This is a genomic window from Sporolactobacillus shoreae (assembly GCF_004684935.1).
In the GTDB taxonomy this organism is placed as follows: domain Bacteria; phylum Bacillota; class Bacilli; order Bacillales; family Sporolactobacillaceae; genus Sporolactobacillus; species Sporolactobacillus shoreae.
Map to the genome: position 1 here is coordinate 1 of NZ_SRJD01000028.1, position 20,992 is coordinate 20,992.

21 protein-coding genes and 1 rRNA gene are annotated in these 20,992 nt (G+C 45.6%); 15 read left to right on the forward strand and 7 right to left on the reverse strand.

Annotated elements, in window-relative coordinates; all coding sequences use genetic code 11:
• Nucleotides 1-10 precede the first annotated feature (10 nt).
• The 7 genes from rrf (at nucleotide 11) to E4665_RS16155 (ending at nucleotide 4,693) form a co-directional block, all read left to right on the forward strand.
• Nucleotides 11-127: ribosomal RNA gene (gene rrf, locus E4665_RS16125) — 5S ribosomal RNA — on the forward strand.
• 197 nt (nucleotides 128-324) lie between these two features.
• Nucleotides 325-792 carry a tRNA (adenosine(37)-N6)-threonylcarbamoyltransferase complex ATPase subunit type 1 TsaE gene (tsaE, locus tag E4665_RS16130; protein ID WP_135349833.1) on the forward strand — a complete coding sequence of 156 codons (468 nt, stop codon included), beginning with the start codon at nucleotides 325-327 and terminating at the stop codon, nucleotides 790-792.
• Nucleotides 773-1,462 carry a tRNA (adenosine(37)-N6)-threonylcarbamoyltransferase complex dimerization subunit type 1 TsaB gene (gene tsaB / locus E4665_RS16135; RefSeq protein ID WP_135349834.1) on the forward strand — a complete coding sequence of 230 codons (690 nt, stop codon included), beginning with the start codon at nucleotides 773-775 and terminating at the stop codon, nucleotides 1,460-1,462. The genes tsaE and tsaB overlap by 20 nt, the downstream gene beginning before the upstream one ends.
• Before the next feature lie 2 nt (nucleotides 1,463-1,464).
• Nucleotides 1,465-1,920: a ribosomal protein S18-alanine N-acetyltransferase gene (gene rimI, locus E4665_RS16140; RefSeq protein ID WP_422067267.1), complete on the forward strand. Its 456-nt coding sequence runs from the start codon at nucleotides 1,465-1,467 to the stop codon at nucleotides 1,918-1,920.
• On the forward strand, nucleotides 1,917-2,945 hold the full coding sequence (gene tsaD / locus E4665_RS16145; RefSeq protein WP_135349836.1) for a tRNA (adenosine(37)-N6)-threonylcarbamoyltransferase complex transferase subunit TsaD: 1,029 nt from the start codon (nucleotides 1,917-1,919) through the stop codon (nucleotides 2,943-2,945). Before rimI ends, tsaD begins: the two co-directional genes overlap by 4 nt.
• A gap of 101 nt (nucleotides 2,946-3,046) precedes the next feature.
• Nucleotides 3,047-3,331 (forward strand): hypothetical protein, encoded by a 285-nt coding sequence (locus tag E4665_RS16150; protein WP_135349837.1) that lies wholly within the window; start codon nucleotides 3,047-3,049, stop codon nucleotides 3,329-3,331.
• A gap of 144 nt (nucleotides 3,332-3,475) precedes the next feature.
• Nucleotides 3,476-4,693 (forward strand): RNA-guided endonuclease TnpB family protein, encoded by a 1,218-nt coding sequence (locus E4665_RS16155; protein WP_135349838.1) that lies wholly within the window; start codon nucleotides 3,476-3,478, stop codon nucleotides 4,691-4,693.
• A 390-nt stretch (nucleotides 4,694-5,083) separates the two neighbouring features.
• On the opposite strand, the gene E4665_RS16160 is transcribed toward E4665_RS16155, so the two are convergent.
• The 3 genes from E4665_RS16160 to E4665_RS16170 all read right to left on the reverse strand — a co-directional run bounded on the left by E4665_RS16160 (nucleotide 5,084) and on the right by E4665_RS16170 (nucleotide 10,661).
• Complete coding sequence (locus E4665_RS16160) at nucleotides 5,084-6,406, reverse strand: MATE family efflux transporter (protein ID WP_135349839.1); 1,323 nt, start codon at nucleotides 6,404-6,406, stop codon at nucleotides 5,084-5,086.
• 331 nt (nucleotides 6,407-6,737) lie between these two features.
• A complete protein-coding gene (locus E4665_RS16165; protein ID WP_135349840.1) occupies nucleotides 6,738-8,690 on the reverse strand; it encodes an ABC-F family ATP-binding cassette domain-containing protein in 1,953 nt (650 codons plus the stop codon).
• Nucleotides 8,691-9,065: 375 nt separating this feature from the next.
• On the reverse strand, nucleotides 9,066-10,661 hold the full coding sequence (locus tag E4665_RS16170; protein WP_135349841.1) for a multicopper oxidase family protein: 1,596 nt from the start codon (nucleotides 10,659-10,661) through the stop codon (nucleotides 9,066-9,068).
• A gap of 250 nt (nucleotides 10,662-10,911) precedes the next feature.
• On the opposite strand from E4665_RS16170, the gene E4665_RS16175 reads away from it, so the two are divergent.
• The 6 genes from E4665_RS16175 to map all read left to right on the forward strand — a co-directional run bounded on the left by E4665_RS16175 (nucleotide 10,912) and on the right by map (nucleotide 15,285).
• Nucleotides 10,912-11,382 (forward strand): MarR family winged helix-turn-helix transcriptional regulator, encoded by a 471-nt coding sequence (locus E4665_RS16175; protein ID WP_135349842.1) that lies wholly within the window; start codon nucleotides 10,912-10,914, stop codon nucleotides 11,380-11,382.
• Nucleotides 11,383-11,408: 26 nt separating this feature from the next.
• A complete protein-coding gene (locus E4665_RS16180) occupies nucleotides 11,409-11,984 on the forward strand; it encodes an NAD(P)H-dependent oxidoreductase (protein ID WP_135349843.1) in 576 nt (191 codons plus the stop codon).
• Nucleotides 11,985-12,054: 70 nt separating this feature from the next.
• Nucleotides 12,055-12,417: a glyoxalase/bleomycin resistance/dioxygenase family protein gene (locus tag E4665_RS16185; RefSeq protein ID WP_135349844.1), complete on the forward strand. Its 363-nt coding sequence runs from the start codon at nucleotides 12,055-12,057 to the stop codon at nucleotides 12,415-12,417.
• Between the two features lie 530 nt (nucleotides 12,418-12,947).
• Nucleotides 12,948-13,484 carry a hypothetical protein gene (locus E4665_RS16190; protein ID WP_135349845.1) on the forward strand — a complete coding sequence of 179 codons (537 nt, stop codon included), beginning with the start codon at nucleotides 12,948-12,950 and terminating at the stop codon, nucleotides 13,482-13,484.
• Nucleotides 13,485-13,793: 309 nt separating this feature from the next.
• Nucleotides 13,794-14,438, forward strand: a complete 645-nt coding sequence (locus tag E4665_RS16195) for a redox-sensing transcriptional repressor Rex (protein WP_135349846.1) — start codon at nucleotides 13,794-13,796, stop codon at nucleotides 14,436-14,438.
• An 85-nt stretch (nucleotides 14,439-14,523) separates the two neighbouring features.
• Nucleotides 14,524-15,285 carry a type I methionyl aminopeptidase gene (gene map / locus E4665_RS16200; protein ID WP_135349847.1) on the forward strand — a complete coding sequence of 254 codons (762 nt, stop codon included), beginning with the start codon at nucleotides 14,524-14,526 and terminating at the stop codon, nucleotides 15,283-15,285.
• Between the two features lie 89 nt (nucleotides 15,286-15,374).
• Here map and E4665_RS16205 read toward each other — a convergent pair whose 3' ends face one another.
• Nucleotides 15,375-16,046 (reverse strand): CPBP family intramembrane glutamic endopeptidase, encoded by a 672-nt coding sequence (locus E4665_RS16205; RefSeq protein WP_135349848.1) that lies wholly within the window; start codon nucleotides 16,044-16,046, stop codon nucleotides 15,375-15,377.
• A 294-nt stretch (nucleotides 16,047-16,340) separates the two neighbouring features.
• Between E4665_RS16205 and groES the strand changes: the two genes are divergently transcribed.
• Both groES and groL read left to right on the forward strand, forming a co-directional pair.
• Entirely contained in the window at nucleotides 16,341-16,625 is a 285-nt protein-coding gene (gene groES / locus E4665_RS16210; protein WP_135349849.1) for a co-chaperone GroES, read from the forward strand.
• Between the two features lie 38 nt (nucleotides 16,626-16,663).
• Complete coding sequence (gene groL / locus E4665_RS16215) at nucleotides 16,664-18,286, forward strand: chaperonin GroEL (RefSeq protein ID WP_135349850.1); 1,623 nt, start codon at nucleotides 16,664-16,666, stop codon at nucleotides 18,284-18,286.
• Nucleotides 18,287-19,177: 891 nt separating this feature from the next.
• Here the strand turns inward: groL and E4665_RS16220 are convergent.
• From E4665_RS16220 to yjcZ, 3 genes are all read right to left on the reverse strand, one after another.
• A complete protein-coding gene (locus E4665_RS16220; RefSeq protein ID WP_135349851.1) occupies nucleotides 19,178-19,555 on the reverse strand; it encodes a YmaF family protein in 378 nt (125 codons plus the stop codon).
• Nucleotides 19,556-19,962: 407 nt separating this feature from the next.
• Complete coding sequence (locus tag E4665_RS16225; protein WP_135349852.1) at nucleotides 19,963-20,091, reverse strand: YjcZ family sporulation protein; 129 nt, start codon at nucleotides 20,089-20,091, stop codon at nucleotides 19,963-19,965.
• Between the two features lie 234 nt (nucleotides 20,092-20,325).
• Entirely contained in the window at nucleotides 20,326-20,481 is a 156-nt protein-coding gene (yjcZ, locus tag E4665_RS16230; protein WP_422067268.1) for a sporulation protein YjcZ, read from the reverse strand.
• Between the last annotated feature and the right edge of the window lie 511 nt (nucleotides 20,482-20,992).

Below are 20,992 nucleotides of genomic sequence, written 5' to 3' on the forward strand. Positions count from 1 at the left end.
CGGGTTTTAGTCTGGCGGTCATAGCGAAGAGGTCACACCCGTTCCCATCCCGAACACGGCCGTTAAGCTCTTCTGTGCCGATGGTAGTTGGGGGCTGTCCCCCTGTGAGAGTAGGTCACTGCCAGGCAAACAGACAAGAGGCATTCTCCTGAAGCGGAGGGTGCTTCTTTTTTGTAGAATCATGAAATCGTTTTTTCAATTAGCAATGTCGATGAATTATGTTAAACTGAACCTAAGTGATGATTGCCATCAGCTGTCAGAGGCCAGCATTTAAGGCAAAAACGACAGTGGGTCAGACGGCATTAAAGAAGGTGTTAACCAACCATGCACGAATGGACTTTTCATTCTCCGGAAGAAACAATGGCATTTTCAGAGTTGATAGCCGAATATTTGCAGTCGGATGACGTTCTGACACTTTCCGGAGATCTCGGTGCGGGAAAGACTGTTTTTACGAAGGGCCTTGCGAAGGGCCTCGGCATTGGTGAAATGGTCAGTAGTCCGACTTTTACCATTGTTAAGGAATATAAAAGCGGGCGTCTGCCTCTTTTTCATATGGATGTTTATCGGATCAGCGATGAAGAAGATATTGGTCTGGAAGACTATTTCGATCAGGAAGGTGTTACGGTCATTGAGTGGGCGGAAAATATCCCTTCGTGGCTTCCTGATGATTATTTAAATATTGAAATTGAGAAACTTGATGAGCATTCAAGAAAAATGACAATAACATCGCATGGCGGAAGATCTGAAAGTCTACTTGAGGAGATAGTAAGGGATGAACATACTCGCGATTGATTCGTCCAACTTGGTCATGGGTGTGGCGGTAGCCTCTGGCGACAGAGTGTTAGGCGAATTAATGACTAATAATAAAAAGAACCACTCGGAGCGGTTGATGCCAGCGATCGCTCAGCTTCTGGATCATGCAGGCGTAAAACCTGAGGAACTGGACCGGATTGCTGTTGCACAGGGACCGGGATCTTATACGGGTCTTCGCATTGGCGTGACGATTGCTAAAATGATGGCCTGGACGCTGCAGAAGGAGCTGGTTGGTGTTTCGAGCCTTGAAATTGTGGCCCAGAACGGAAGGTATTTTAACGGACTAATTGCTCCTTTTTTTGATGCGCGTCGCGGGCAGGTCTTTGCAGGATTGTATAAGAGTCGTGATAATCAGGTCGTTCCCGAAAGCCCGGACAGACTTCTGATGATGGATGACTGGCTTGCCGAACTGGAAAAAAAGAATCGGCCCGTTCTTTTTCTAAGTAATGATATGGGAAAATGGGTGGAAAGGCTGAAATCACTTCCGGGCGCTGCATTTGGCTCCGCGTCCCAGAATATTCCGAAGGCGTCCGAACTTGCCCGGCTGGGCGCGGAAAAATCTCCCACAGAGGATATTCATCACTTTTTACCGACGTATCTCCGCCTGGCGGAAGCGGAGGCTAAATGGAAGGCCAAACAGGGGCGATAACAATGGCACAATTTGATACGGCGCATATCCGGCCGATGACGATTAGTGATATCGACAATGTGATGATTGTCGAACATAGCGCGTTTGATGTTCCATGGTCAAAAAAAGCTTTCGAGAATGAACTGGTCAACAATCATTTTGCCTCATATTTCGTGGCTGAATTCGGCGAAAAAATTATCGGGTACTGCGGTGTTTGGGTGATTGTTGATGAAGCGCACATTACCAATCTGGCTGTGCTGAGCGGATACCGGGGGAAAAAGGTTGGCGAAACCCTGCTTCGGCATGTTATGTTGTATGCCCAGGCAAAAGGATCCAGGACAATCAGCCTCGAAGTTCGCGTCGGAAATGATATTGCGAAGGGACTATACCGAAAGCTTGGATTCAGAAGCGGTGGCATCAGGAAAAATTACTATTCAAATAACGGCGAAGACGCACTTGTGATGTGGGTGAGGCTATGAGTATCAATATAAATCAAAAAACAATGATCCTTGGGATTGAATCCAGCTGTGATGAAACAGCGGCGGCGGTTGTTGAAAACGGGAGAATCATCCGCTCCAATGCGGTGGCATCCCAGATCGACATACACCGCAGGTTCGGCGGTGTGGTGCCGGAAGTAGCTTCACGCCATCACGTCGATCAAATTACGCTCGTCTGCGAAGAAGCCATGGAAAAATCCGGAGTGTCGTGGGAAGATCTGGACGCGATTGCCGTAACGCAGGGACCCGGTCTGATCGGGTCCCTGCTGGTCGGTGTGAACGGGGCCAAGGCGCTGTCATTTGCGCATGGCTTGCCCCTTGTTCCGGTTCATCATATTACCGGACACATCTATGCGAACCGGTTTGTTCAGGAACTGGAATTTCCTCTGGTCGCGATGGTTGTATCCGGCGGACATACGGAACTGGTTTATATGAAGGAACATGGATCGTATCAGGTTGTCGGTACGACACGGGATGACGCTGCCGGAGAAGCGTTTGATAAAGTGGCACGGACGCTCGGGCTTCCCTATCCCGGCGGCCCTGAAATTGACAGACTGGCAGAAAAAGGGAAGCCATCAATTCATTTTCCAAGAGCCTGGCTTGAGGAGGGCTCTCTGGATTTCAGCTTCAGCGGCCTGAAATCGGCAGTGATTAATTATATCCATAATGAGCAGCAGCGCGGAAATGAAATTAATGAGGCGGATATCGCCTCAAGCTTCCAGGAGAGCGTCGCTGAAGTTCTGGTAAGGAAAACGTTGATTGCGGCCGAACGCTATCATGCCAAACAGATTCTGGTTGCAGGCGGCGTATCGGCAAACAGCAAAATCCGTTCGGAAATGGAGCAGGCGGCGGCAACACGTTCGATTCCACTGATTATTCCACCACTCAAATTTTGCACGGATAACGCGGCGATGATCGCCGCTTCCGGGACAATCGGCTTTTTAAAAGGAATGCGGGCAGATCTTTCATTGAATGGAAGCCCGAACCTTCCGATCGAGGCATTTTAAATAGAGAAACGATTTGAAAATACCGGACTCGTTCTGGTATTTTTTTATTAGGCAGAATGGTGGCTGTCGATCATGCACAATCAGAAAAGAGGGGTTTATTCATGAGTACTGAATTTCATTGTGTCGAGGATGTTCTGGAAAATTACCGGTCTGCTGTTTATGAAAAAAATGCTGTACAATTTCTTTCTTCCTATGCTTCCGATGTCCACATTTATGATTGCTGGGGAAACTGGGAATACATCGGACTTGATCAATGGAAGCAAATGATTCAAGAATGGTTTAAAGGTTTAGATGAGGAGGACATTAGGCTTAAAGTAGATTTTGATGATCGAGTTATTGAAGAAAATTCAAACCTCGCATTTGTTCATTTACAAACCGCCAGCTGAGGATACTTGGCATTTTAATGCTGAGAGGAATCAGCGCCTCAGGTGGCGCTTTTTTTGTGGTGCTGACAGGTTAATTGATTATCACTTCAACAGAATTATTGTATAATTAATTTGTTGAAATATTAAGAATTAAGGTGAAACGAGATGCAGCAAGGGCTAACACTGAAATTGAAAATCAAGCCGACGCTGCCAGAAGCGCGTCAGTTGCACACGATGCAAACGGCATATGCCCATGCCTGTAACCATGTGTCCCGCTATTATTTTGATCATCAGTTTGGACGATCCCGGCGACAGCTGCATGACGCGCTCTATCGAGAATTACGAGCGGTTTTTAATCTGAAATCGCAGATGGCTGAATCGGTTCTGATCACCGTTTTGGCGCGTTATAAAACGGTACAAACCTTGATGAAGCGAAAACCGTATCGCTTCAAAGATACGTACACCAACCAGTGGCATCAGGTAATGAAGGATCTGGCGTGGCTCCGCCAGCCGATCCGGTTTAAACGGCTACAGGTGGATCTCGTCTGGGGTCGGGACTGGAGGTTTCTGAAAAATGGTCAGATTTCAATCAACACGCTCGATCAGCCGATTAAAGTTGACGGGTCGTTAAACTATTTTGATCGCTATATGCACCAAGGCTGGAAACTTGGCACCGCTAAACTGCTGCAGGTGGGCCACAAATGGTTCCTGCATGTCGGCGCCACCAAAGAGCTCCCGGATTTCGACCCGTATCAGGTACAGCACGTCGTCGGCCTGGATCGCGGGCTGCGTTTCCTGGCGACGTGTTATGATGAATCCGGCAAGACGCGCTTTTTCAGCGGTCAGGCTATTTTGACTAAGCGACGCCGTTTTAAACGGCTCCGGCAGCATTTGCAGGCTAAGGGAACAAAATCAGCAAAACGCCGCTTGAAACGAATCGGTCAGCGAGAAAACCGTTGGATGGACAATGTGAACCATTGCCTTACGAAGGCACTCGTCGACACGTATGGCGCTGGAACCGTTTTTGTTCTTGAAGATTTGCGGAATGTCCGCTTTGCGACGGAACAGACCGTCAAGACGCACCGCTATGAAGCGGCCAGCTGGTCATTTTTTGACTTTGAGCATAAACTGGCGTATAAGGCGGTTCTGTCCGGAGGCACGGCTATCAAAGTCTCTGCTGAGTACACCAGCCAGCGCTGCCCGAAATGCGGATCCATTGCCAAAGGCAACCGGGATCACAGCCGCCACCACTATCATTGCGGTGCCTGCGGCTACCAGTCGAATGACGACCGTATCGGTGCCATGAATATTCAACAGCTGGGCGCGTTGTGGGTCAGTGGCGGTACGCGCCCTCGATTTGAAAAGCTAACAGCTGTCGAGTAAACTCGGCAGCTAAACGGGCGACAAGTCAACCGTCCGATGATGTAGCCATCGCCGCAGGAGGGCCTAGCCCGTTTGTACTGCTGGACCGGCTTGCCGGTTTTTGAGCTGCAAGCCTGCTACTTCAGTAGCGAGTCGTTGACCATTACCCATAGATATGGAAACGGGGAAAGGTGTTTTTCATTTAAAGTAAATCCGTACGCGAGGTGCGGGCTATTTGATACTTATTTATAAAGAGAAAAAAACGCCTCCCAATAATGTGAACTGGTCATAAACATTATAACGTCAAAGCGGTTTTTTAAGAAAAAGTTACCATAACCATAAAAATCGAGAGGAGAAAATATCCTCTCGATTTTTTGTGCTACCTCTTGGGACAGGTTCCTAAAGATTCTTTCACGAATTCAATGTTATTTGCCTGCTGAGATATCTTGAATAGTTTAAATTAAGAAGGAGAAAAATCACAAAATAATTGAACAGTAAACCGATTGCAACGCCGTACAGTTTAAGGTATTCAATCAGAATGATCATCAGGACCAAGGTTATGGTATTGACGACACACGTCAACTTTAGTACGCAACGACTCTGACCGACCGACTGCAATGCAGATTTGTAGATTTCGAACAACGGGCGGAATACATTAGCCAGCCACAGTATAAGAAAAATGTTTGCTGAGTAACGGATAAGACGCGTGTCATTTGTGATCAAGCTGGCGATAGGCACTCGTAGCGAATAAAACAGGATACCAATGAAGCAAAACAGGATCATTGCCAAAATACCAGCTGTTCGCGGGAAATCTTTCAGATCAGATTGATTGCGTGCCCCGTTGCTCTCGCTTACCAGCGTAAGCAATGCTGAACTGTACATAAAGGTTGGTACCAGTCCAATCTGCAAGATCTGGCTGATGAGTAGATAACCAGACAGGATCAGTGGGCTTATATGGGCGAGCAATGCATTTAGTATAATAATAAAGACGCTGCCTTCAAGGAGTTCCTGTCCCATTAAGGGGAGACTTCTCAACAAGATAAACACGGTTTCTGCCGGTGGAAAATGCAGAGCAGATTTTATGTCATTTCTTAACAAAAAGGCATAGGCTCCGGCATCAAGACAGAGTGTGATGGTACTGGAAATTGCCGCACCACTTACACCGAGTCCACGATAACCGAAAACACCAAAAATCAGTAGATAATTTAGACACGTATGGAGTAAGGTCGTTGTCGTCGATACGATCAGTATCCATTTAGTGTTCTTATTGATTTTCAAACAGTTGGTCAGCGTGAAAATCACCAGCTGCAGAAAAAAATATCCGCTCATTAATGAAAGATAATCGTTTCCGTCTTGAAGTGAGATTCCGGAAAAACCATACAGACGTATCAACAACAGGTCTTTACCAATAAAACAAAAGATACCTAAGCCAACCCCAAGCAGGACATCCAGAAGGAGTGAAGAAGATAGATAGTTTAAGTACCGACTCTTTTGTTTTTCGCCGATGGCCTTAGAACCATAGATGTTCAAAGTAATCGCAACGGCACCAATAATTCCTCCAATGGTATATAAAAAGTTTCCAATTGCTCCCACTGAGGCATATGCTGCTACAGAGAGGTGAGCGATCATTGCTTGATCGACTAGTTCGATGGATAAACCGAAAATCGAATTGGCGATCAAAGGTATTGCTAGCTGATTTAAAGATTTCACATAAGTTTGAAAGGAAGTTGCCATGGACAACAGCTCCAATTTTTATAAAGTTTCCCCATCTGCCGCCGTAAAAGTTGATGGGAAAACATACTCTGCCGCATCCATTGCATCACTTCCTATTTCTTTAAAATATGATTATTATAATTGACCTTTTGAAATCTTTCTACATGAAAGGATTAATTCTATTTATTTTCGGATTAAATTTGATTTGAATGATCATTTTACTCGGTTTGCATTTTACCGTGGAAATGGCAAAAATGCACAAGGTTATCCACATTTTCTGTGGATAATCTTGTGCATAAGATGTCTCATATGTGGAAAAGCTTCCGATTGATGTTGAAAAACTGTGGATGATTCAATCTGTGAATTCTTCGAGGGCCAGTTGATCGGCTTCCCATTTTTCCATAAACTGACTCAGCTGCTCTTTATGTTGGTCAATTTCGCTCTGAACCTGTTTGGCTTTTTTGGTATCGTTAAAGACTTCCGGCGTAAGCAGAGAGTCTTCGTCTTCCTTAATTAATTTTTCGAGCTGTTCAATTTTTCCTTCCATTTCTTCTACTGAGCGGAGCAGCTGCCTTTTTTTCTTTTTCTGCTCTTTGTCCTTCAGAAATTGCTGTTTTCCGGCGGCGGGAGCGTTCTCCTGCTTCACGGTCGGTGCACTCTGGGCATCGAGTTCGGCAATCTGCTGCTGCTCGCTTTTTTTGTCCAGGTAGTAATCATAGTCACCAAGGTATTCTGTAATCCCGTCTTGCGAGAGTTCGAGGACGCGGGTGGCAATATCGTTAATGAAGTACCGGTCATGGGAAACGAACAGGATCGTGCCCGGATAATCGATCAGGGCGGCCTCAAGGACTTCTTTGCTGTCGAGATCCAGGTGGTTGGTTGGTTCGTCGAGAATGAGCAGATTGTCATGGCGCATCATCAGTTTGGCGAGCATCAGCCTGGCCTTCTCGCCACCGCTCAGCTGAGCCACATACTTAGCCACATCGTCGCCTGAGAAAAGGAAGCCCCCAAGCACATTCCGCATTTCATTCTCCGGATGAAGCGGGTAGTCATCCCACAGCTCGTTCAGCACGGTCTTTTCGTTGGTCAGGCTGGTCTGTTCCTGATCATAATAACCGATGGATACCTGGCTGCCGAGATGCACTTCCCCGGATAGTAGGGTTGATCCGCCGGCAATGGATTTCAGCAAGGTTGATTTGCCAATGCCATTCGGTCCGACCAGAGCTACACGTTCAGTCCTCGAAATATGGAAATTAAGCCCGGAAAACATCGGCGGTTCCGGTGGATAGCCAACAGACAGGTCCGAAATGGAAAGCACATCGCGGCCGCTCTGCTTCTCAATCTGGAAAGAGAAATCGGCGGCTTTTTCATTTCCACGCGGCCTTTCCATAACATTTATTTTTTCCAGTTGTTTGCGCCTGCTTTGCGCACGCTTGGTCGTCGACGCACGGACGATATTCTTCTGAACAAAGTCAGCCAGGCGTGCGATTTCCTTCTGCTGTTTGTCATAGCTCTTCATTGCACTTTCATACGCTGCTGCTCTTAATTCAATATAGTGCGTATAATTTCCATCATATTTATGTACGGTATGTCCGGCAACCTCGTAAACTTTAGTCGCAACTTTATCAAGAAAGTAACGGTCGTGGGAAACAACAAGAACACTGCCCTGATAGCGCTGCAGATACCCTTCGAGCCAGGTCAGGGTGCTAATGTCCAGATGGTTGGTCGGTTCATCGAGAATCAGCAGATCCGGTTTAATCAACAGAATTTTTCCAAGCGCAAGCTGGGTCTTCTGACCGCCGGAGAGATTGCTGACGGGTGTATTTTCAGGGAAGCTTCCGAAATTAAGACCATTTAGAACGCTGCGGATTTCTGCCTGATACGTGTAACCGCCCTTTGATTTGAATTCTGCCTGCAGGATGTCATAACTCTTCAAGAGCTGATCATAATCTGCCGGGTCTGCAAACCGGTCAGGATCCGACATCCGGCTTTCCATGTCCCGAAGTTTCTTTTCCATTTCTGTCAGAGGACGGAAGACCGTGAGCAATTCATCGAAAATTCCGCGCGTCGAATTCAGCGTGGCGTTCTGTGGGAGGTAGCCCATCGTCCGGTCCTTCGGCATGATCACTTCGCCGCTGTCGGCGCTCATTTCTCCGGCAATAATTTTAAGAAGTGTCGACTTCCCGGCACCATTCCGTCCGACCAGAGCGACACGCTCGCCAAATTTCACTTCAATAGATATATTCGATAGGATCAGATCAGTCACGAATGATTTGCTGATCTCGTTGGTTTGCAGAAGAATCATCAAAGTCACCTCAGGACGCTTGCGGTTGCAGTATATAAAAAGGGCTCGGGTGTAAAAAATAACCCGGCACCTCTTTATTGTAGCCTAATCGGGTTTTATTCGGCAACTGTGCAGGGGATATGAGGTGAGAAATCGTATCTTAAGTAAATTTTTTTACTAGCGCCTGTAGAACCTAAATTTTTATAATGAACTGTGTTTAATAAAAATTACAATCTAATTGGAATCGTTACAAAAAAATAAGCTGACACTGCAGAAAAACCAGAGCATGAGCCTTGCCATTTGATTGTGACGTGTTAAACAAAATTGTATAAGCATGGTTACTCAATCAATGTCCTATTGATGGTGTTTAATGTAATCAAAATATGGAACGAATGGTCAGGATTCTTCAGCACTTGTTTGAGTCTGGCTGACGCCTTGATGTGGCAGTACTTCAAATGGCCTCATCATATCATGGTCTTCATGTTCAAGAATATGGCAGTGCCAAGGGTAAATACCTGTAAATGGACCGAAACGCGCAATGATACGTGTAACCTCGCCAGGATTCACGCGAACGGTATCTTTCCAGCCACTCTCACTTGGGTCTGGTGGTTGTGGTGCTCCAATTAAGAGATCAGGTCCATTTGGGTCGCCAGTGAATGTGGCGCGATTCAAAATTTGAAAATTAACAAGGTGTAGGTGAATCGGATGAGTGTCAGGTGTCCTATTGAAAAACTCCCAAATTTCTGTGGTTTCATTTTTAGGGGTTTCCGTAAGAGGTAAGTCATCCCACATCATATTATTTAGTAATAGCTTCAAACGGCCAAAATTATCGGCAGATTCTATTAATAGGTTTTTCCGTACAACTTCAGCAGCTTCAGGATCAAGACGTCCAAAGGAACTTAAGGTTGATGGAATTTGACTGTCATCGGATCTACTGAGCCTTTGTTTGACCCGAAATTCCATAATTTGTTTAAGGTCTGAAGAAGGTGGGTCTCCATCAGGGAATGGGGCTGCTGCGTCGTTTGTTAAAGTAATTCTTTGACCTTTATAGTTCGAAAAATCGATGATAACATCGGCACGCTCAGCCGGTGCAAGGGTAATTTCGGATACAGTGACCGGTTTTTCCAAGAGCCCTCCTTCCGTTCCGATCTGAACCAATTCTTGACCTGAACTAAGCTGAATACGGTAAAAACGAGCATTGGAGCCATTAAGGAGGCGGAAGCGATATTTACGCGGCTCGACATCCAGGTACGGCCATATTTTCCCGTTGACTAAGTTCATGTTGCCAAAAAATTCCGGGACAACTGTTGGATTCGGTAATGTCGGATTTACTGGTTGCTGTGGAGCTGGAGGTGGCTCCTGGCCTGGTTGGGTTGGATAGAATAGTTTACCATTAGGATAGAACGAACGATCTTGGATGACGAGCGGAATTTCAAATTTTCCACGAGGAAGATTCAGCTTTTCCTCTTCTTCCTCTCTAATGAGATAGAGCCCCGCAAGACCTGCATAAACGTTCAAACGCGTAATTCCAATGGCATGATCATGATACCACAGCGTAGCCGAACGTTGCCTGTTAGGATAATAGTAAACTTTACTTGCAAATTTTGACCCGCGGTTTTCAAAATTTTGGGTGAACCATGCTTCCGGATATCCGTCATTTTCTGGAAGAACACGCCCTCCGTGCAGATGTACAACTGTTCGGACAGAAGGTTGATCCGGTTGTGCCCCATGTAGGGTTCGATCAACGGGCAGCAAATGTTCGTAAGGTAATTTGTTTTTCCACTTAACACGAATAGGATGATTCCGTTGAACTTCAAATGTTGGGCCAGGGAACATCCCGTTGTAACCCCAAACGGTAGTCGGTGGCAAATCGCGATGAAGCTTTTGTTGGACTTGCTTCATCGTTACCTCATAGTAAGGAATGTCATCATTCTCTTTTGGCTTTAAAACAGGTGGAATAGGTAATGCATCTGCAAATTTTTCTAAGGACATATTTCTGCCTCCTAGGAAAAATATTCTCTTATTCAATATATGCGCTTGATTTATAGGGGCATGGTCATGTATAGGAGGACTAAAGTGGAATCTACGCACAATAGAAGTGAGTGAATGAATTTTTGACAACATACTGGTTCCTGATCGCTTTACTTGACAATAGATGACTAGTCATCTAAAATATAATCAATAAATGACTAGTCATCTATTTTTGCTTAAAAAGAAATCGTTGAATGTGAAGGGATGTTAAATGGAAGAGAAACAGAATGTTAAGGCAGAAGCATTACGCTATATCATTCTCGCAGTACAACGCCATGGAAATCGTATACTCAATGACCTGCTAAAAAGCATTGGATTAACGGCATCTCAGGCAGAGGTATTACGCACGCTGCGTGACAGGAAGGGGCTCTCTCTCAAGGAACTGGGACAATTATTGATCTGTGAGTCAGGAAGCCCGTCAAGGCTCGTAGAACGATTGGTCCGGGACGGCCTGGTCGAAAAGATCGCGCATTCGAAGGATTCTAGGTATGTTACGCTTCAGCTCACGCAAACTGGAAAAGAAAAAGAGCATCTTGTAGAGAATATTGAAAAGCAGCTGTATGGCCAATTGAATCAAGCATACTCCGAAGAGGAGCTTGAACTTATGTGCACGTTATTGGGCAGGTTCTTGAAAGGGCAGCCTATTACAGAGACTTTGAAAAAACGTGGCTATTGGAATTAATTATCCCATTGTAAGGAGATGTAGACATGAATGTCCTCATAATTTACGCGCATCCCAACCCGAAAAGTTTTAATCATGCTGTACTTGAACAGGTCCAAAAAGGACTGGGGGAATCCCATCACGAGGTTTCGGTTATCGACTTATATCAGGAAGGCTTCGATCCCGTGCTGATTTTTAATGAAAAACGCAAAAGAAGGGACATGAAAAATGATCCTGAAATGGCGCGCTATCGTGATTTAGTCAAGAAGGCGGACCACTACATTTTTATCTATCCGGTGTGGTGGTATGGACTTCCGGCCATCTTGAAAGGTTTTTTTGACAGAGTATTTGCCGCTGGGTTCGCCTACATCTATGAAGGTTTGGTCCCTAAAGGACTGCTTACGGGTAAATCCGCGTGGGTGATCTATACGATTGACTCTCCAGGGTTGTTTGTCCGATTGGTTCGCGGGAATGTCGAGTGGACGGTCGTGAAAAAAGCCATTCTTCAGTTTTGTGGTATTCGTCCGGTAAAAAGAATGATGCTGGCCGGAATGAAGGGAAGCAGTGCCAGAAAGAGGAAGCGGTGGCTGGATACCGTTTATCAGCAGGCACGTCAGCTTTAAAATTTGTTTTTTATGAGACTGTCACTTCACTGTTTCTGTCGAAGACATACGATAAAAGGTGGTTTAAGCGATGAAGGTACTGGGTACATTAATCCGTGTGTTTATTGAACGCGATGCTATGGATGAGACGATTAAATTTTACGAAGAGTTGTATCAAACGTCATGCACGCAGCGCGGATATTACGAAGTACTGAACTTGGAACTGGCCATAGTTGATAAAGCGGTTATTATTGCGGGAGATGCAGCATCCAGAAAAGTGTTTGAATCAGCTCGCGCAACGCTGCTGGTCGATTCGATTCAGGATGCGATGAACGAACTGCAGCAAAGAGGAGCTGTCTGTCTAACCAAACCAAAACGTACACCAGGCAGTTGGATTATGCTGATGCAGCATCCTGATGGGTTGATCGCAGAATACGTCGAGCGCATTTCCTAAAAAACGAGACGGAGTTTCACTTGATAACTTTATTTGATCCTGAATGATTCACAGACCAATCTACCGATTAGCTAAAAACACTTTTCTCTTGAGCAAATAAAGAAGCTAAAAGCAGCGCAAACGTCAGATAAACCCACCACATCTTTTCAGGGTGGATTATTTGACGTTTAATTTTTAGTAAGAGGAAAGTAAAAATAGATTTTATTATGAATGATTGGTTATATTGTTCCAAAATGGTTTGATCGACTCTGAGAAACAGTTTGCCTTGAGGTAGATATTTTAGGCCTTACGCAGACATTGACTCTCAAAAAGGATATGGGATTTTTTACATTTATCGGACACGGAATTGTAATTTTACACTCAGTGCCCCCGGAAAGTGAGAGTCTATAATATAAATAGTTGTTAAACAATAGTAAGCAAGTATGTTTTCTGACATTGCTTACCAAAAGTGTTCTTTCATTTGAGGGATGCATGTGGGTTTGGCACTATTACTTTAATTTATTGTAGAGAAAAAGGGGCTGTTGGGTATCATGGCAAGTGAAGAAGTCTGGAAAGAAAAATTGGCAAAACGCACTCGTATTTTTAGTTTTGTGTTTGGAATTGTATGGTTGGTTGACGCAATTTTAAAATGGATGCCTGCTTTTCTATTTAATTTTAATGCTGATCTTACAAAAAAGATTAGTACGTCTCCTGACTTTTTAGTACCATGGCTGAAATTTGTGCTAAAGATTACATCCACAGCGCCAGTCTTTTTCGCTGTTGTGATTGCGATCGTGGAGACAGCAATTGCCTTGTCACTATTATTCGGCGTCGCACGCAAGTACATGTATGTGGTCGGCTTTATTCTTAATATCGTCATTTGGGTTACGGCGGAAGGCTTCATTGGCAGATTCTGGACTCCTGGCGCAACAGATATTGGTACATCAATAATGTATAGCTTCATTTTTGCCGCTCTTTGGGGGCTGGAACAATTCGCGTCAACAACAAATTATTGGACGCTGGATCAGAAAATTGAAGCTGTTTGGCCTGCCTGGAAGAAAGTCAGCGAATGGAAGACGGCTGCCTGATCGGATTTGTGATTGTTGCTGGTTAATCGTGCACTATTCTAAGTAAAAAGAATTAAATGGCTAATTATTTAAGCCGGGGAGAAATTTGAATCATCTTTTCTCTCCGGTTTTTAATATTTTTGTGTGAATCCGTGTGCTCACGCAACCGTATGATTCTTAAAAAGATTGTGAATCAGATAACAAAAGCGGCGCATATTGATGTATAGTGTAGATGGAATTATAGAAATAACGGATAAAAACTTATAGAGACAGACCGGAAAAATTTCGCGGACAAAACGAATTTACCGGTTTACAAGGGGGGACAGGAGTATGGCATCGCAGAAAGTGCCTCAGGCAACAGCAGAACGGCTGCCGCTCTATTACCGGTCTCTGCAGCGCCTTGTCACGAACGGTAAGACACGGATCTCATCGTCTGAATTCGGAAAAATTGTGCAGGTTGATTCAACAACGATCCGCAAAGATTTTTCCTATTTCGGCGCGCTGGGGAGGAAAGGGTACGGGTACAACACGCAGCATTTAATGGAATTTCTCAGAAAGACGCTTTATCAGGATGAACTTTCGAAAGTCATTCTGATCGGCGTCGGGCATCTTGGCACGGCGCTCCTGAACCACAATTTTCAGAAGAACAATAACACACGGATTGTCAAAGCGTATGATATTAATCCATCAAAGGTGGGCAAAAAAGTAGGCGAGACCGAAATCCACCTGATGGATGATCTGGCGACGGATGACAATCACGATATCACGGCGGCCATTCTGACTGTGCCGCCTGACCAGGCTCAGAGTGCTGCCGAGCAGGCGATGGCTTCAGGTGTTCACGGTTTCCTGAACTTTTCACCGGTCCGGCTGGCATTGCCGCCGGAAGTTTATGTCCGTCATGTGGATATGACGGTTGAGCTTCAGGCGCTGATCTATTTTCTCAATCATGCAATGGAAGAAAGCCGTGCCGAATGATCGAGTGCCTGATAAAGTGTTAAAATACAAATGTCGCATCTTAAATAAAGAGAATGCTGAAAGGATACAGGGGTGGAAAGAATAAATGATACAGTTAAAATCTGCAAATGAAATTGCGGAAATGAAAAAGTCGGGCCGGCTGCTGGCTCTGACACATAAGAAAATCAAGCCAATGATCCGGCCTGGTGTCACGACATGGGAAATTGAGGAGTTTGTCAATGAATTTCTTGAGAAGCATGGCGCGACCCCTGAAGAAAAGGGATTCCAAGGTTACCAATTCGCGACCTGCGCTTCGGTCAACGATGAAATCTGCCACGGCTTTCCAAATAAGAAGCCGCTTAAAAACGGGGATATTGTCACGATCGATATGGTTGTCAATCTGAACGGGGCCCTGTCGGATTCCGCGTGGAGCTACGCGGTTGGCACGATTTCGGACGAAGCGGAACACCTGCTGAAGACGACGGAAGAAGCGCTATATGAAGGCATCAAACAATCCGTCGTCGGCAACCGCCTCGGCGACATCGGCCACGCGATCCAGGAATATGCGGAGTCTAGGGGCCTGAGCGTCGTACGTGATTTTGTCGGCCATGGCATCGGACCGACCATGCACGAAGATCCGGCAGTCGCTCATTATGGCAGGCCAGGACGCGGACTTCGTCTCCGGGAAGGTATGACGATTACGATTGAGCCAATGCTGAATACCGGCGACTGGCAGGCAAAAGTCGATGACAACGGCTGGACGGCGCGTACTGTTGACGGTTCACTTTCAGCGCAGTATGAGCACACGCTTGCCATCACCAAAGAAGGTCCGGAAATTCTGACGGCGCTGGATGACAGCGACGAATAATTTGGTAAAACGATTTTTAAAGAGAAAGCATGATAGGGTGAAACGCAAGGGGCCCGGGGAAAAATTCCCCGGGCCCTTTGCGTATGGATTCAGTGATTGAGAAAAGAAATCAGGCCGATTGCCGGAGCAGCGTAGCTAAGAAGGACAACGGCGGTATTCATTGTCGCATGCATGAACATGTTCACTGTGATTCGCCGCGTCATTTGATAACTGAAACAGAGAAAAACACCGATCATGAAATAGACGAGCAGATTGCGGATATCCAGGTGCATAAGGGCGAAAATAATAGAACTGATGATCGCAGCAAACCAGAAGCCAATCTTCTTTCTCATGCCTCCAAATAAAATTTTTCGGAAAACAATTTCCTCGAGCACCGGTCCGATAATGCTTACTGTCAAAATGAAAACAGGAGAATACTTAGCCAGAGTTTCAATCTGCTTCGTATGCTCTGATCCTGCCACCTGTCCAAAGAGTGAAAAGTTGATCAGCGTGGCCAAAATTTGCAGAAAAAACAAGGCGAACACACCACCGACGGCCCAGAGGAGAGACATGCCAACAGATGCGCGTTTCTCTCCGGATCGCATGGTGCGCTCGGGAAGGAGAAGAAGCAGGACGGCGGCCAGCGTTACAAAGAAAACAACGGTATAGACATTGCCGTAGCCGCCGGGAGTTTTCGGGAACAGCCCGGAAATGCCCGGCAGCCTCGGGGAACTGAAACAGAGCAGGTAGATCACAACGATTGCTATGTAACGTTTAACCAACAAAGACACCTCATATTCGGATGGAATCGACGGATTTCAAAATGGATGAACGTGAATGAAACGAATCAGCACAACCATTTTTCTCTATACACTATTTTATCACAGTGCGCGGCAGACTAAAGAATATCCGCCTTCTTCCCACATTTGTGAAGTGCGTATGAAAAACCGTAAATATTTAATCAAAAACTTGCAAATCAGTAGGGAATTGATTATCATATTAAATGGATTAGCACTCAGGCGAAGTGAGTGCTAACAAAGTACTTAACTTAACGTTTTTAAGGAGGGTATTTTTTCATGTTAAAGCCATTGGGTGATCGGATCGTTATCGAACCACAGGAAAAAGAAGAGAAAACAGCAAGTGGTATCGTGCTGCCTGACTCGGCCAAGGAAAAGCCTCAGGAAGGCCATGTCGTCGCAGTCGGCGCCGGCAAAGTTTCGGATAAGGGCGAACGCATTGCGCTTGATGTAAAAGAAGGAGAAAAAGTCATTTATTCAAAATATGCCGGCACGGAAGTCAAATATGATGGCAAGACGTATCTTGTTGTCCGTCAGGACGATATTCTGGCTGTCGTTGAATAATTTAACGAAACAAAAAAATTCAGGAGGGACTTTCCAAGATGGCAAAAGATATTAAGTTTGGCGAAGAAGCACGCCGCTCCATGCTGCGCGGTGTGGACATTCTGGCAGATGCAGTGAAAGTAACACTCGGACCGAAAGGCCGCAACGTGGTACTGGACAAAAAGTACGGCTCACCGCTGATCACAAATGACGGTGTTACCATTGCGAAAGACATTGAACTTGAAGATAAATTTGAAAATATGGGCGCACGTCTTGTTTCTGAAGTAGCCAGCAAGACAAACGATGTTGCCGGCGACGGTACAACAACGGCTACAGTTCTTGCACAGGCGATGATCCGCGAAGGCCTGAAGAACGTTGCTTCCGGTGCGAATCCAATGGGTATTCGCCGCGGTATTGAAAAAGCGACGGCTGCTGCTGTCGAAGGCCTGAAGAAGATCTCCAAGCCGATCGAAGGCAAAGCTTCGATCGCTCAGGTTGCTTCGATTTCTTCCGCAGACGAGAAGGTCGGCGGACTGATTGCCGAAGCTATGGAAAAGGTCGGCAACGACGGCGTTGTAACGATCGAAGAGTCCAAGGGCTTCGCGACAGAACTGGATGTTGTTGAAGGCATGCAGTTTGACCGCGGCTATGCATCGGCTTACATGGTTACGGATCAGGACAAGATGGAAGCTGTTCTTGAAAGTCCATACATTCTGATTACTGACAAGAAAATCTCCAACATCCAGGAAATCCTGCCTGTTCTTGAAAAAGTTGTTCAGCAGGGCAAGGCCATGCTGATCATCGCTGAAGATGTTGAAGGCGAAGCGCTTGCAACTCTCGTTCTCAACAAACTGCGTGGCACATTCAACGTTGTCGCTGTTAAGGCTCCTGGTTTTGGCGACCGCAGGAAGGCAATGCTGGAAGATATCGCCGTTCTGACCGGCGGCCAGGTTATCACAAGCGATCTTGGCCTTGAACTGAAAGAAACGACGGTTGATCAGCTGGGTTCAGCTGCCAAAGTCATTGTCACAAAAGACAATACGACGATCGTAGAAGGCGCGGGCGAATCCGAAAAGATTGCCGGACGTGTCGGCCAGATCAAAGCACAGCTTGCTGAAACAACCTCTGATTTTGACAAGGAAAAACTTCAGGAACGTCTGGCTAAGCTGTCCGGTGGCGTAGCAGTCATCAAAGTCGGCGCAGCTACTGAAACGGAACTGAAGGAACGTAAGCTTCGTATCGAAGACGCCCTGAACTCAACCCGCGCGGCTGTTCAAGAAGGCATCGTTGCCGGCGGCGGTACAGCTCTGGCTAACGTGATCAAAGACGTTGCTGCTGTTGTTGCTGAAGGCGACGAAAAGACTGGCGTAAACATTGTCATCCGCGCTCTGGAAGAACCTGTTCGCCAGATCGGCGAGAACGCAGGCCTCGAAGGCTCTGTTATCGTTGAAAAACTGAAGAGCCAGAAAGCTGGATTCGGTTATGACGCTGCCAAAGACGAATGGGTAGACATGATCGCAGCTGGTATTGTTGACCCGACAAAGGTTACGCGTTCCGCTCTGCAGAACGCAGCTTCCGTATCAGCGATGCTGCTGACAACCGAGGCTGTTGTTGCTGACAAGCCTGAAGAACATCCGGAACCTGCAATGCCTGCAGGCGGCCCTGGCATGGGTATGATGTAAAATCAAGGCCTGAAAAGGCAAAATAAAGCAACAGTTTGCTTTTTAATAGTGATTGAAAAAGGGCACCTTCCGTAAAAAAATGGGAGGTGTCCTTTTTTACAAGTTCAGTATAATTTTTCTGCAACAGCATGAGGCAAAAATTCGATGCGGTTGTTATGATCAAAGGAGACGGGAACGGCAACAGGTGAGCAGTAAAAAATGAGTTTCTCCGAATCGTATGAAGTTTGCACCGAAGCCTTAATCAATCACACAGAATCAATATGAAATGGAACCGAGAGTTTTGCAGATCAAGATAAGTCCTGCTTTAAATCGTGCTAATAAATCGGCTTACCAGCCAAATTCGGAGTCTTACCAGCCACAATCGCAAATTTACCAGCCGGATTCGGGATTTTACCAGCCACAATTGCAAATTTACCAGCCGATTTCGAGATTTTACCAGCCAGCAGCTGAAATGTTGCATCTTTTCGTTAGATCACAATGTCGTAATCCACGTTTGCTGCATCCTAGCTTAGGATAGAAACTCCTCTAACCCCAAAAAAACCGGACCGGGTCTTCTTTACATATTCTAACAAAAATTGATCGTTGATTTACGAACTTGTGTTCGCTATAATGATTAAAAAGGGGTGATCAGTGTGCGTAGGGGAGACATCGCCGTAATCATTTATCAGGACAAATCCGGGCAGTTCAGCAAACGGCGGATCAGGATTATTTCTGTATCTGATACTTACGTCAAGGCATACTGTTTTTCCCGTTGTCACGTTCGCACATTCTCACGAGTTCAGATTTTTTCCATGATGAAGATTAAGAGCGCTTGAATTTTGAGTGCTGGAGATACACCAGATTAAAGAATAGGCTGCGCATCATTTCGTCGAATGGTGGCAGCCTATTTTTTCATTCAGGACTTGTTTGGCCGGAGTAATGGTGCGAGTGGGGATTAACGCCATTTATTGTTGTTGTACCTCGGAATTCGTGATAATGGCCTCCGGTTGGAAGCGTGATTGCAGGACCTGTCACACCGGATATCTCATGCCTATGACCGTCATCGACAGAAGTAAAAGTGAAATATCGATGTGTATGCGGGACCCCGCTTGGAGCTGGTTCAGTTGTTCCAGCATAATGATGTCTGTGCCCCATATCGAATGAAGTCGTTCCCTGAAACTGGTGAACATGTAAAGGCCGTCCGTCCCAGCTTGTAATAAACAGCTGATGAGAATGAAGCGGGTCTGAATCATCAGATTGGAACACGAAACCAGTTACAGGAATTTCCATTTATTATGCCCCTTTTCGCTACAAGAGATTTTTAAACAGTCATTCCTATTCATGAGAATCTCGTTTAGAACAGCGTAATTATTTATTGAGAAAGACTATGTTAACGTTTAATGCTAGGTTTACTGCTCCATTGATTGGAGCGAAAAGCAACAGACGAGTTTAACAAAGCCATTGAAAAAGCGAAAACGGGCACCCGGCGCAAGGTGCCCTTTATATGAGGAGTGACCTGAAAAATAAGACTATAGGCGACTTAAACTTAAGGCTAAGTTTAAATTTAATGTTGTTTTTGCCCCTCCGTTGATTGGAGCGGAAGGTGTGAGGCTCACGGATCGTCCGCGGAAAACGGGCGCCTAGAGCGAAAAACAACAGATAAGTTTAACAAGGCCAAACTTAAAAAGCGGTGATCATTAATAAACAAAAGTTGCCCCAATGATAATAAGCAAAATGAATAGAACAATAATTAAGGCAAATCCGCTGCCGAATCCGTATCCACCATATCCGCCGCATCCACATGCGCCACCAACAGGATAACCCATAGCAACACCCCCTTACCCAGTAATGTTGCATTATATGAGCGGATAGACAGATGCGGAATGGGTCATAAGCCCAATTGAGACGTGAAAAATATGTCAATATAAAGAATCTGCATGTTTATGACAGGTGCAGATGGTTCTTACAGAAATTGAGCGTTTGAAGCGAGTTAAAAGAGCACCTGGCGCAAGGTGCTCTTAACTGGGAGTGCTTGCATGGGTTATAGAGGATGTGGCAGATTACCAGCTTACAAAGGAAACGCCAACAATGATCAAGAGAACAAACAGGACAACGATCAGGGCAAAGTTGTTAACCGGTCTGAATCCACCACAGCTGCCACCGTATCCACCATCAGAACACATGAGCAAAAACCTCCTTATCTCGTGATAATACATTTTATGAGTAGGAATAGTGCGCGAAAGGTACAAACGGAGGAATGAAACAGCCTGTTTTAACGTGGGCGAGACGCAAATAGACTGAAGGAGAGTCGAAAAGTACCTTTTTTCGGGCAGTCGTAACTGAGAGATTCGCTTGTTTTCTCTATCTTTGAGCAGAAGAACCACTCAAAAGATTTATAGATGACATAACTTAGGAGTGAGGTGAGAATATTTAGAAAAGGAATGATTCAATGGAAAATTTAATGTGTTACCGGGGACAGCCTGTTGAAGTTCGTGGCCATTGTGGTGAGGTTTACTGGGGAGTCATAGACGGGATGGATCCGCGGGGAGGAATATTTCTTCGGGATCGTTTTTCCAGACGGAGGTTCATACCCTTCTTCCTGATCGCCGCTATTTTTCTCCTGAGAACCAGAAGACGGATTTTCTAAAAATCAAGATAACGGGGAGCCTCGGAAGCGCAGGCTCCCTTAAATAGTTTAAAAAGATATGTTCCAGAGTGCTACTGATT